We start from the raw sequence: 12,874 nt of genomic DNA, 5'->3' as shown, positions 1-12,874 counted from the left end.
CGATTACGATGCAAATGTAGTAATTTTTTACAAAAAATCAAACACCTGCGCTAATTATTATGCTGATTATTACCGTTTAAGTGTTTGTCGCTCTGCTTTTAGATTCTGTTTACCCTTCCCCATCATCAGATCGCCAGCGGTTGCAAATTTTACACCAATATAACTTTCAACCAGATATTCTTTACCCTTAATAAAAGGCTGATCGGGACTAAATACGAGCGAATCACCTAGTATCTTGATCTTGCCAGGCACTTCCAGCTCATCCTGGACACTATCCAGTTCTCCTGGTTTTATCAATACCGAAATCACATTGAGTGTATCTGCATTAGCTTTATAGGCATTTTTAACCTGTAAGAGGCTCGCCTCATCAATATTTTTAATTATTATTGATGCACTATCGCCAGCAAACTTAATTATCGGTTTGTTGTTTGTATTCGAACATGAAAGTGCAAACATGGAAACAGCAATTAAAACCGTGTATTTTAAAAAGCATTTAAACATTTACAAAAATAAACAATTATGAGATTTATTATTGAAATCCTTTTAACAGGATTGGCGTTTTTTGTCGGTGCAAAACTGGTGCCAGGGGTGAGTATTGATGGCTTCGAAAATGCCATTATCGCCTCGGTGCTGATTGCTCTTGCAAATGCAACGATCGGATTCATCCTAAGGCTATTAACTTTTCCAATCAATTTCTTAACCTTAGGGTTAGTATCATTTATCATCACCGTTTTAATGATTTTACTGGTTGATAACATGATGACCTCTTTTAACACTTCAGGTTTTATTGCTGCAGCATTTTTAGCGATTGTAGTCGCTTTGATTAAGGCGGTATTTAGTGCTGTTGCCGGAGAGAAGGAATAGGTTGGGAGTTTTGAGTTGAGAGTTTGGACTAGTGACTCCAAGCTCCCAACTCCAGGCTCGAAACTACCGGATAACTTCTCTCGAAATCACCATTTTCTGGATCTCAGAAGTTCCTTCGTAAATCTGGGTAATTTTAGCATCGCGCATTAACCGCTCTACATGGTATTCTTTAACGAAACCGTAACCACCATGCACCTGTACGGCTTCAATGGTTACATCCATAGCAACTTTCGAAGCAAATAACTTGGCCATAGAACCTGCCTGAGTATAAGGTAATCCCTGGTCTTTTAGCCATGCAGCCTTATACACCAACAACCTGGCAGCTTCAATCTGGGTGGCCATATCGGCCAGTTTAAAAGCAATAGCCTGATGCTCAGAAATGGGTTTCCCGAACGATTTACGTTCTTTGGCATATTGTGTAGCTAACTCGAAAGCACCTTGTGCGATACCTAAAGCCTGTGCCGCAATACCAATCCTGCCCCCTTCTAATGTTTTCATGGCAAATTTAAAACCAAACCCATCTTCGCCTATTCTATTTTCTTTTGGCACTTTAACATCGTTAAACATCAGCGAATGCGTATCAGAGCCACGGATGCCCAATTTATTTTCTTTTGGCCCAATGGTAAAACCTTCCATGCCTTTTTCTACAATAAAAGCATTTATGCCTTTATGCCTTAATTCAGGATGCGTTTGTGCAATAACCAGGTAAGTTGATGCAGTACTTCCGTTGGTAATCCAGTTTTTTGTGCCGTTAAGCAAATAATAATCACCTTTATCTTCAGCCGTAGTACGCTGCGAGGTAGCATCAGATCCCGCTTCGGGCTCTGATAAACAAAAAGCACCTATTTTTTCGCCGGCAGCCAATGGCTTTAAATATTTTTCCTTTTGTGCCTCACTCCCATAGGCTTCTAATCCGTAACAAACCAAAGAGTTGTTTACCGAAACCACTACAGATGCAGAAGCATCTATTTTAGACAGTTCTTCCATCACCAGCACATAAGAAATGGCATCAAGTCCGCTTCCATTATATTTTTCACTCACCATCATCCCCAGGAAGCCAAGTTCTCCAAGTTTTTTTACCTGCTCGGCCGGAAATTTCTGATGTTCGTCTCGTTCAATCACGCCAGGCTTTAATTCTTGCTGCGCGAAATCGCGGGCAGCCTGCTGAATCATTAATTGCTCTTCACTTAATTCAAAATGCATAACATTTATATATAAAAGGTTAGTAAATCAAATGTAGCATTAATGATCGAAATTACTATGGCTGCATAGTAATTTATTTATCTTTTTATGATTTATTAAAAATATTATCACATTTAAAATGAAAGTATTAGCTAGAACAGGCTTTGCGTTAACGTAAGATTATTATTTTTGTTAAATGAACCTAGGGCAGCAAATATTATTTTTCTTTAGTGCCTTGGGCGCATTTAATGGCTTTATCATTAGTGCGTATTTGTTATTCTTCAAAAAACCAAAATCCACATCTTCTTTTTTTCTGGGGCTTTTGCTTGGTTCTCTATGTTTAAAGATCAGCAAGTCGCTTCTTTTTTATTTCTATCCTGCCTTACCTGGCATTTATATTCAAATTGGCATTTTAGGAAGTTCATTGGTGGGCCCATCTCTTTTTTATTTTATTAAATCGGCTTTGGGGCAAGATTCAAAGCATAAAATTGCACAGAAAGGGACTTATCTTTTTTGGATTTTTGCAATTGTAATTGCCAGCATCATTGCGCCGTATGATAGTAAGCCTGATGTATGGGAAAATTATATCGGAAGAATAATTTCAATACAATTTACCGTTTATATTGTATTATCTGCCTGGTTGCTCAGAGCTGTTTTTATCAAAGTTTTCAGCAAAGGGGCTAAGATTTCTACAACAGAGACGCCATTGCTATCTGTATTTATCGGAAATATAATAGTTCCGGTGGCATTTAAATTACCTGTCTTCTCATTTTTTAATGGCCCTTGCATTAGTGGAGCTTTGTTTTTCTCAGCCGTTCTTTACCTAAACACTTTGCTGTTTATTAGCAGAAGAAAAACCAGCAATCTTTTTTCGGGCAGCCAGGATTTGGTTCGTTATGCCAACAAGAAGATTAGCGAAGAACATGCCGTGACATTAACAGACAGACTGCAGAAGATTATTTTGGAAGAGGAGCTGTATAAGAACTCTGATCTTAAATTAAATGATTTAGCCAAAAAAATTAACATCTCTGGTCACCAGCTTTCGCAACTGCTCAACGACAATTTAGGCAAAAGCTTTGCCGCTTATATCAACGAATTTAGAATAAACGAAGCCTGCGAACTCATTGTTAACGACAGAGGCATTAAGCTCGAAGCCATTGGATATGAGGTGGGTTTTAACTCCAAATCTACTTTTTACACCGCTTTTAAAAAGCATAAACAAACAACCCCGATGCATTATAAAGAACAACTATTAGTTGTTTCATCAAACTAAATTTGGTCTCGTTTTATAATTCCGAACGCCTAAATCTGAGATTCAAAACCCCTTATCCATCCTTCTCTTCTAGTTTTGGAGCATTCTGCAAAATCCAAACACACGAAGATGAAACCGACATTGCTATTCTGCCTATTCTTACTTATATCTCTATTTCTAAATGCCCAAACGATTAAAGGAAAACTGATTGATCGCAGAACCAAACAAGCTATACCTTTAGCCAATTTGGCTTTGGCCGATAAAGGCCATCCAACAGTGATCGAACATACCAATAGCGATACCACCGGTTTCTTCGAATTTAGAGACATGCCAAACGGAAAATACATTTTATCGGTTACTTTAGTCGGTTACAAAAAAACACAAAAAGAGTTATTGATAAATGAGAACCGCCTGAAAACAATTGATGTGGGCGACATTTTAATGGAGGAAGATCCTAACCTACTCCAAGAAGTAACCATAACAGGTGAAGTACCAAATTTTAGCACAAAAAATGGTCAGATTAAAATTGGTATTGCCAATAATGTGTTTTTCAAGTCTGCTTCTAATTTGTTAGATGTGTTTAAGAAACTACCTGGCTTGCAGGTTAACGAGGATGGAACAATCTTAATGGCAAGCAGAGCAACTCCAACCTTATTTGTTGACGGCAAGCCTGTAAACATGAACAGTGATGAAATCATTTCCTACCTCAGCAGCTTGTCTCCAGATATGGTCGAATCGATTGAGATGATTAACCAGCCTTCATCAAAATATGATGCAGAATATCAGGGGATTATCGATGTAAAACTGAAGCGAAACCAGTCTTTAGGTTTAAGAGGCACCTATAATGCCCGTTTTCAGCGAAACAATTACAGTTTACTGGATAATAATCTATCCCTGTCGCTTAAAACAAAGCGGTTCGTGTACGACTTAAGGTTGGGCAATACCAGCGGGAGCACTTTTTATAAGTATTATTCCCTGCAGTATTTAGCCAATACAAACGCCATGACTACCGACACCAGAACCATTACCTCAAACCAGAACTTTAATATGCAGGCAAGGGTAACTTATGAGGTAAAAAAAGGGCAAAACCTAGAGGCTTTTTTATACACTTACCAAATGGATAGAAATGCGGTGTCTGGCAATCAATTGCTTACCCAAACCGCTAGTTTAGATCAGACCACTGCGCTTGTTAAAAGCGACAATAATGCCTTTCCTAAGCAACATAATTATTCAGGCGGAATCAATTACGATGCGCAATTTAAGAATAGCGAACTTCATGTAATTACTTCTTTAGCTCAAATTGACAATCGACAAACAGAAGATATCCAGAATCGTAACATACTTAACAATCAATTGTTAAATTACTGGAAAACAGGCGCTAGAAATAATATAATGATTCATGCAGCACAAACTGACTACAGCCAGAAAATAGGTAAAGGGAAATTAGAATTCGGCGGAAAATTTGCGTATACAACCACGCGGAACGACCTCCGCTATGATACATTAGCCAATGATGTTTTTAACTTAGATCCTAACCGAAGTAACCAATTCCGCTATCAAGAGTATATTGGCGCAGGCTACCTTTCTTATATTGGTCAATGGAGTAAGTTTAGTTACAGTTTAAGTTTAAGAGCAGAACATACGCACACGATAGCTAATTCGATTACTACTGGCAGTATTACAGAAAAAAAATATATAAAATGGCTCCCAAGTTTGAACATTACTTATGCCATTAACGAAAGCGAACAGCTCAGCTTCAGTTATACCAGACGATTAACAAGGCCAACCTTTGCCATGTTAAACCCTTTTCGTTTTTATTACAGTCCACGGCATTATTGGATAGGAAATCCTTACCTACAGCCCTCTACAACTAGTCTTTTCGCTATATCATATAGTAAAAAAAACCTTAATATTTCGCTAAATGCAGGAAAGGAAACAGATCCAATGGGCCGTTATCCTGAATATAATCCAGTAACTAATGAACTGATTTTTCTGGGTAGAAACCTACCTTACAGAAAATTTGCAAATCTACAGGTAAGCGCTCCCATAACAATAAACAAATGGTGGCGGATGAATAACAACATCACCTTCTATTACAACAAGGAGCTAACACCTTACTTTGGAAATACCTACGAAATACCCATATATAATTATACGGTTAATGGCAGTCAGGTTTTCACCTTAAAGAATTGGGTATTAGATGTAAGTTATACTTACGAGTCGAAAAGTGGTAATGGACTTTATATTATGGCTCCCGTTTACGGAATTGATTTTGGTGTGCAAAAAACCTGGTTAAAAAACAGGGTCAATACTAAACTTACGCTTTATGATGCATTCGATAATATTAAAAGAAGGCTTATTTTCAGGGAGAAAAGTATTATCAACAACGATTTCTACCACTATTTCGCTTCGCAAAGATTGGTTTTTAGTTTAACCTTTAATTTTGGAAGTTCGACTTACAAAGTCAGAGAAAACAAAAAAAGCGATGAAGAGAACAGGGCCAATTAAAAGAAATTAATTCCCCTTTTGTTTCTTAAATAGAATCAGCATTAGGCTCAAACAGCCCAATATCAATATGAGCAAAACCTGCGAAGAGTGAATAATGGTTGAGTAGGCCAAGCCATCTTTAAAAGATATGCCATATAACACCAGTGATTGGGCAACCATCCAATGAAAAACACCTATACCACCCTGAACAGGGGCTGCCATAGCAAAACCAGAAAACACAATTGCGGTAAATGCGGCATTAAAATGTAAACCGGAAGTAGCTTGAATGGAAGAAAAAGCAAAATACATGGAAAGTGAGTAGAAAAGCCAAATCCCTAGGGTATAGGTTAAGAACAAACCTTTTTGTTTTAGCTTGCTGTATGAGCCAAATCCTTGTCGCAGGCTTACAAAAATTCGCAAGAATTTTTTACTGAATTTTTGACGGAGAAAATATATCGCAATAGCAATGAGCAGCAGTATAAGAACACCTGTGCCAACTAACCATAAATAATTAATAGCACTTAATTTTTTAATGAGATTGAGATATATGGTTTGATAAAGAAAATCGGCTACAATATCATATTGAAAAATAAGCATGGCCAAACTGGTAAGAAAAAGTACCAGTACATCAAATAGCCGTTCGGTAATTACCGTACCTATGGAAGCAAACATGGGTACCTTTTCGGCTTTATGAATAACGGAACAGCGACCAATCTCTCCGAAGCGTGGCAGAGCAAGATTGGCCAGATAGCCGATCATTACCGCGTGGTAAGCATTCCAGAAACTTACCTGGTAATGGATAGACTGATAGAGCATCTGCCAGCGCAAAGCCCGTAACACATGCGCAATTAAAACAGCAATAGCTGAAATTACCACCCAAAAGTAATTGGCTGTTTTAATTTCCTGCCAAATCTTTTCTAAATCCTGACCTCTAAAAGCTAAATATAAGACTCCTATTCCTATTAAAAACAGGATGATGTACTTTAGCGCTGTTTTGAGATCGAATATCACAAGGTTATTTTAGCAAATGATTGTTATCGTCAGGAAAAACCAGTATTGGATTATATTTTTTGGCTTCTTCCATTGGTAATGAGCCATAAGACATGATGATGAGAATATCACCTAATTGTGCCAAACGAGCCGTGGCACCGTTTAAACAAATGGTTCCGGTTCCGCGTTCGCCTTTAATTACATAGGTTTCGAAACGAGCGCCGTTATTATTATTTACAATCTGCACCTTTTCATTAGCGATAATGTTAGCTGCATCCATCAAATCCTCATCTATCGTAATACTGCCTACATAATTCAATTCGGCTTGTGTTACCTTAACACGGTGTATTTTCGATTTTAATATTGTGATAACCATTTGGCAAAGTTAGTAATCAGTTTGGAGTTTCACACTAAAGGAAGATGTAATATGGAAAATGGATGATGGTTTGTCATGTACATCTATGGACCTCTTCCATCTTACCTCTCCCATTTTCCATCACTTTATAATCATATTATCGATCAGCCTGGTCGAACCTACCTTTGCAGCAACTAGCGCAACAAGATTATCTTCATCTTTCGATTTAGCGGGTTCCAGTGTACCGCCATTGGCTATGGTAAAGTAGTCGAGTTCTACACCATCTAAATTATTATAGAATGATTTTGCTTTGGTTTCTAATTCTTCTAATGAATATTCATTAAAATGATTAATAACGAAGTGTAGCGATTTACTGAGTACCAGTGAATGTTTGCGATCGCTGGCCGATAAATGAATATTGCGGCTACTCATGGCCAAACCATCATCTTCTCTAATAATCGGGCAGGTGATAATGGTAATAGGCAGATTAAAATAAGCCAGCATATTCTTGATCATCAGGACCTGTTGAAAATCTTTTTGCCCGAACATGGCCACATCAGGCTCAACGGCATCGAACAGTTTTTTTACAATCTGTGTTACCCCTTGATAATGGCCTTTCCTAAATTCACCTTCCAGTAAAAATTCGGCATTGCCTAAATCGATCTGCCAGGCTTCATCTGCTCCGGTTGGATACATTTCCTCCACATCGGGCATAAACACGCCATTACAGCCTGCGTCTTCGAGCATCGCTAAATCGTGCTCAATGGGACGGGGATATTTCTCTAAATCTTTTGGATCGGTAAACTGCGTTGGGTTTACGAAAATGCTACAGATAATGATATCGGCATTTTGCTGAGCCAGTTTTATCAAAGATATATGGCCATTGTGCAGGGCACCCATAGTAGGTACTAATGCTATTTTTTTAGCTGATGCTTTTAATGGCTGCAAAAAAGCCTTAAGCGCTGCTTTGGTTTTAAATATTTCCAATTTGGACAATCTAAATTAAAGCCGTAAAGGTGTAAATTAATCTAAACGAAACCAAACAAATGCTTGCTATATTGATAAATAGTATTATTATGCTTACCTTTGCAGCTCATTATCTTTTATTTAACTTAATATTTTCTTAGAATATGGAGATGGCAAAAACGAAGCTGCTGATTGTTACACACGAGATGTCGCCTTTCCTCGAGCTTACTAAAATTTCTGAAATTACGCGCCAATTACCGCAGGCTATGCAAGAAAAAGGATTCGAAATCCGCATCTTGATGCCAAAATTCGGTAACATCAACGAAAGAAGAAATCGTTTACACGAAGTAATACGCTTATCGGGAATGAACATCATTATTGATGACAACGATAATCCCTTAATCATTAAAGTAGCCTCCATCCCAGCTGCACGCATGCAGGTTTATTTCTTAGACAATGAAGAATATTTCCAACGCAAACAGGTATTTAGAGATGCCAGCGGAAAATTCTTTGATGACAACGATGAACGTACAATTTTCTTCTGCAAAGGTGCCTTGGAAACGGTTAAAAAATTAGGTTGGGCACCGGATATCGTTCACTGCCACGGCTGGATGAGTGCATTGGTTCCTGCTTATATCAAAACTACTTATAAAAACGATCCTACTTTTAAAAATTCTAAAGTAGTGTATTCTATTTATGAGGACGGCTTTACAGAAAAGTTAAATGCCAATTTCGCTACGAAAGCAGTAATGGCCAATATGACTGAGGATGATACAAAGGCATTTTTACCATCTGATTGCGACAGTATGCACATAGGCGCTATAACTCACTCAGACGCAGTGGTTTTAGCGGATGAAAACTTAAGCAAAGATGTGTTAAAATTTGTTAAAGATTCCAATAAACCAACATTAGCTTTTAACTTAACCGAGAATTTTGAAAACTTCTATACTTTTTATGAAGAAATTTCAAATGATGAATTGGTTTCAGTAGCTTAATTAGGTATTATTATTTAAAATATGAAATTTACAAAACAAGACTTATTAACCCTGTTGATAGGTCTTTTTCTTTTTGCATCGTGTAAAAACCCCGATGGTGTTGGTTTAGATGTTGATCCAAATGCCGCCATTACCGGAACCCTGGTAGTATCTCCGGTAACCACTCAACTGGTTGAAGAAACTGCTGCAACTACCTTAGGGCAGCCTCGTTATCCATTGGGTTATATGGTTGACCCTGTTTTTGGTAAAACAGAAGCGGGTATAGCCATGACCGTCTATCCTGTCGTTAATACAGATTTTGGAACTGCACCTCAACTTGATTCGGCCGTTTTAGTATTAAAGTTTGATGAATCTAGTACGGTGACCAAATTTTACGGCGATACCATTAATTCTAAATACAGTATAGATGTATTTCAACTGGCCAATACCGTAACCAATTATAAAAGCTCTGATGTTCAGGCTATTAACAATACTTTGCTAGGGAATTTCACAGGCAAGCTGGCACCGAATACTAAAACTAAGGTATTTGATGTTATAGCAGGCAAAGACACCTTAAAAACGGTTCCGGCACAAATCAGGATTCCGCTTAACAAAACATTTATCCAGAACAACATTTTAAACCTGGGCACTGCAGGAACCTCTTCAAATTCAAAATTTATAAATGCATTTAAAGGCCTATATGCACAGGTAAACAAGTCATCATCAACCGGTACAGGTGGCATTGCTTTTTTTAATTTTACAGGCACTGATTCTTATGTGCAGTTGGTTTGGAAAAAAACAAATTCATCGAGCGGGATAGATACTACAAGTGTAAACTTCCCGATAGGTGCACTGAACACAAGCAATCAAATTACTGGTGTAGCCGCAAACTTTAAGCACGATTATGCTGGTACACCCATACAATCACAAATTGATGCACCAACTGCTTCATATAACGTAACTTATTTACAGGGTCTTGCTGGTGTTAAAACAAAAATTAGTTTTGATGAACTGACAGGTTTTGTAGGCAAGTACGGAAAAGCAATTATCAATAAAGCTGAGCTGGTGATAGAACTGGGTGGAGGTGCACCTGCATACCCTTTTAACGCTGCACAGCGACTTTCTTTGTACCGCTGGGATATTGCACACCAACCGGCCAATATTTCGGATTATAATAATTTAGCGGTAAGCTCTTCGGGTATTTCTGCAGCGGGTGAGGCACTTTATGGTGGATATTTTGATTCAACAAAAAACCGTTATATTTTTATCATCACCAATTATGTTCAAAGCTTGATTGATGGTACAATAAAAGACGAAGGCACTTTCTTAGCGCCAACCTCTTATAATCTTTTCCAAAATGTACCTACAGCAACTTCAGCAGAAAGATCTATTATTGGAACTGGTAATACAGCTACCAATAAGATGAAACTTAATATCTATTACACCAAGATAAACTAGTTATTCATTAAATCATTACTAAAAAAGCTTCTGTTCTTCAAAAGGACAGAAGCTTTTTTATTTATTCAACTAGTCTATTTAAACCGGATCATTATTATAAAAATAAGGCAATCGTCTCGACGAAGTCCCTGATGTCATTCTGAACGCAGTGAAGAATCTTTTAAATAATTGAAGTTTTGAGACGGTTCCCTATCAGCGATTTGTTCCAGGGAGGTAAAGATTCTTTGTTGCGGTCAGAATGACAAATTTAAATACGACATTACAAATAAAGAGAGCCGCCCTAAGGCAGCTCTCTTATTCGATTCGTTTTTTTTATAATTAAAACGGAAGATCTCCATTTTCATCTGATGGCCCGATTGTGAATTCATCATCAATTTTAGTTTCAGGGTTTTGATGGGTTGGCGTTGTTGGACTTTGCTCAAAATCGCTCTTTCTGCCTAACATGGTAAAGTTTTCGGCCACAATTTCTGTTACATATTTTTTAACCTTTTCTTTATCTTCAAAGGATCTTGTTCTTAGTTTACCCTCTATGTAAACTAATTTGCCTTTCTGCAGGTATTTGGAAGCAACTTCTGCTAAGCCACGCCATAACACAATATTGTGCCATTCTGTTTGCTCTACTCGCTTACCGTCTTTGTTGTATGTTTCCGAGGTAGCTAATGGAAAACTGGCTACGGTTACGCCACCGTCTAAATGTCGCACTTCAGGGTCTTTGCCTAAATGGCCTACTAAAATAACTTTGTTAATCCCAGACATAAATATTTTTGGTTAGTTGTTTCGTTTTCTAAATGCGCGCCGAATAAGATGGTTAGTTACTCCATTTTGTCCTTATAAAAATATTCCAGAACAAAATCATGGATTACTTTTGGCTGCGGTAACTCATCTAATTTACTTAAAGAAACCCAATTAAGTTCCTTTTGTTTATTAAAGTTAAATATATAATTTTTTAATGCAAAAAATTGTAGATGGATTATTTGGTGAGTTAAGAGGTGCTTTTTTGTACTGATCAGCACAAAATCTGCACTATTTCCAAAAGTATTTTTCACCATATCGGAGAAAAATTCGCCATTGGCATCTTCATGTGTGAGCGTTTCTATACTTGGGAAATCATATAAATGCTGCCAAACATCACCAGCCTGTCGTTCTCTTACCAATACCTGGTCTCCATCAAAACAAACAAAATAATTAATATAACGGTGCTTTTGCGCCGCCTTTTTTAACTTAACAGGAAGTTCATTTACCATTTTATGGTTAAAGGCATAACAGGTTTGGTTAAGGGGACAAATACCACAATTTGGCGATTTAGGCTTACACTGCATGGCTCCAAATTCCATTATCGCCTGATTGTAAAGGGCAGGGTCATCCTGATAAAGTAACTCATTTGCCAAAGTAAAAAACTCCTTTTTCCCTGCCGGGGAATTAATTGCGGTAGCAATCCCATAATACCTGGAAAGTACCCGGAATACATTTCCATCTACCACCGCACGTGCCTCTCCGGATGAAAAAGAGGAGATTGCCGCAGCCGTATATTCGCCAATTCCCTTTAATTTTATCAGTTCATCATGCAGATTTGGGAAGATTCCATGGTAATCTTTCACCACAGTCTGAGCAGTTGCATGCATATTTCTTCCCCTAGAATAGTAGCCCAATCCCTGCCAAAGCTTCAAAACTTTTGCTTCTGTAGCATTAGCAAAATCGCTAACGGTAGGAAAATTCTCTAAAAATTTATTGAAATAAGGAAGGCCCTGCTCTACCCTTGTTTGTTGTAATATAACCTCTGATAACCAGATGGTATAAGCATCATTGGTATGTCTCCAAGGCAGATCTCTCTTGTTAAGCAGATACCAATTGATGAGTTCATTTTGAAATGTCATTAGTGCAAATTACGGTCTATTTATCCGATTAAAAAAAAACTTGCAATAGCCTGATAAGTCTAGTGATAAAAAAATCATCTTTTATTTCCCTATCTCATTAAAAAGCAATACTTTTGCAACCCCAAAACAGTAGTAATATTAAAACATAATATATAATAAATAATAAAATATGACTAAGGCAGATATTATTTCAGAAATATCAACAAAAACCGGAATTGAGAAGGTTGATGTACAGGAAACAGTGGAGGCATTTTTCAAGGTTATCAAAACCAGCATGATTGGCGGTGAAAATGTATACGTTAGAGGCTTCGGGAGCTTTGTTGTTAAAAAGAGAGCGCAAAAAACTGCGAGAAATATCTCAAAAAACACTGCAATAATTATCCCTGAACACTTTGTTCCTAGCTTTAAACCAGCAAAAGTATTTGTTGATAAAGTTAAAAGTAATTCAAAAAAAATTAACGTAGAAGCCTAA

At 37.5% G+C, this 12,874-nt stretch carries 13 protein-coding genes; 6 read left to right on the top strand and 7 right to left on the bottom strand.

The annotated features are described in order from the left end of the window. Positions 1 to 69 precede the first annotated feature (69 nt). Positions 70 to 501 (bottom strand): hypothetical protein, encoded by a 432-nt coding sequence (locus ACUN24_RS06065; protein ID WP_445561694.1) that lies wholly within the window; start codon positions 499 to 501, stop codon positions 70 to 72. An 18-nt stretch (positions 502 to 519) separates the two neighbouring features. Between ACUN24_RS06065 and ACUN24_RS06060 the strand changes: the two genes are divergently transcribed. Next, complete coding sequence (locus ACUN24_RS06060; protein ID WP_445561693.1) at positions 520 to 864, top strand: phage holin family protein; 345 nt, start codon at positions 520 to 522, stop codon at positions 862 to 864. Positions 865 to 927: 63 nt separating this feature from the next. On the opposite strand, the gene ACUN24_RS06055 is transcribed toward ACUN24_RS06060, so the two are convergent. After that, entirely contained in the window at positions 928 to 2,067 is a 1,140-nt protein-coding gene (locus ACUN24_RS06055; protein WP_445561692.1) for an acyl-CoA dehydrogenase, read from the bottom strand. A gap of 175 nt (positions 2,068 to 2,242) precedes the next feature. On the opposite strand from ACUN24_RS06055, the gene ACUN24_RS06050 reads away from it, so the two are divergent. Both ACUN24_RS06050 and ACUN24_RS06045 read left to right on the top strand, forming a co-directional pair. Beyond that, the gene (locus ACUN24_RS06050) at positions 2,243 to 3,319 is read left to right on the top strand and encodes a helix-turn-helix domain-containing protein (protein WP_445561691.1); all 1,077 of its coding nucleotides are present in this window, start codon (positions 2,243 to 2,245) and stop codon (positions 3,317 to 3,319) included. A gap of 108 nt (positions 3,320 to 3,427) precedes the next feature. After that, positions 3,428 to 5,806, top strand: a complete 2,379-nt coding sequence (locus tag ACUN24_RS06045; RefSeq protein WP_445561690.1) for an outer membrane beta-barrel protein — start codon at positions 3,428 to 3,430, stop codon at positions 5,804 to 5,806. Positions 5,807 to 5,812: 6 nt separating this feature from the next. Here ACUN24_RS06045 and ACUN24_RS06040 read toward each other — a convergent pair whose 3' ends face one another. From ACUN24_RS06040 to panC, 3 genes are all read right to left on the bottom strand, one after another. Beyond that, entirely contained in the window at positions 5,813 to 6,796 is a 984-nt protein-coding gene (locus ACUN24_RS06040) for a lysylphosphatidylglycerol synthase transmembrane domain-containing protein (protein ID WP_445561689.1), read from the bottom strand. Between the two features lie 4 nt (positions 6,797 to 6,800). Continuing rightward, positions 6,801 to 7,151, bottom strand: coding sequence for an aspartate 1-decarboxylase (gene panD, locus ACUN24_RS06035; RefSeq protein ID WP_193422892.1), 351 nt, complete (start codon positions 7,149 to 7,151; stop codon positions 6,801 to 6,803). Between the two features lie 120 nt (positions 7,152 to 7,271). Continuing rightward, a complete protein-coding gene (gene panC, locus ACUN24_RS06030) occupies positions 7,272 to 8,117 on the bottom strand; it encodes a pantoate--beta-alanine ligase (RefSeq protein WP_445561688.1) in 846 nt (281 codons plus the stop codon). A 149-nt stretch (positions 8,118 to 8,266) separates the two neighbouring features. On the opposite strand from panC, the gene ACUN24_RS06025 reads away from it, so the two are divergent. Together ACUN24_RS06025 and ACUN24_RS06020 are read left to right on the top strand one after the other, a co-directional pair. Beyond that, complete coding sequence (locus ACUN24_RS06025) at positions 8,267 to 9,091, top strand: glycogen/starch synthase (RefSeq protein WP_445561687.1); 825 nt, start codon at positions 8,267 to 8,269, stop codon at positions 9,089 to 9,091. A 21-nt stretch (positions 9,092 to 9,112) separates the two neighbouring features. Then, on the top strand, positions 9,113 to 10,528 hold the full coding sequence (locus tag ACUN24_RS06020) for a DUF4270 domain-containing protein (protein WP_445561686.1): 1,416 nt from the start codon (positions 9,113 to 9,115) through the stop codon (positions 10,526 to 10,528). Between the two features lie 318 nt (positions 10,529 to 10,846). On the opposite strand, the gene ACUN24_RS06015 is transcribed toward ACUN24_RS06020, so the two are convergent. Further along, complete coding sequence (locus ACUN24_RS06015) at positions 10,847 to 11,284, bottom strand: single-stranded DNA-binding protein (RefSeq protein WP_445561685.1); 438 nt, start codon at positions 11,282 to 11,284, stop codon at positions 10,847 to 10,849. Between the two features lie 56 nt (positions 11,285 to 11,340). Next, on the bottom strand, positions 11,341 to 12,402 hold the full coding sequence (mutY, locus tag ACUN24_RS06010) for an A/G-specific adenine glycosylase (protein ID WP_445561684.1): 1,062 nt from the start codon (positions 12,400 to 12,402) through the stop codon (positions 11,341 to 11,343). Between the two features lie 169 nt (positions 12,403 to 12,571). On the opposite strand from mutY, the gene ACUN24_RS06005 reads away from it, so the two are divergent. After that, the gene (locus ACUN24_RS06005; RefSeq protein ID WP_025143406.1) at positions 12,572 to 12,874 is read left to right on the top strand and encodes an HU family DNA-binding protein; all 303 of its coding nucleotides are present in this window, start codon (positions 12,572 to 12,574) and stop codon (positions 12,872 to 12,874) included.

This window comes from Pedobacter sp. WC2501, from assembly GCF_052682415.1.
The sequence above is the reverse complement of the archived record's forward strand: the minus strand, read 5'-3'. Positions and strand labels throughout refer to the sequence as shown.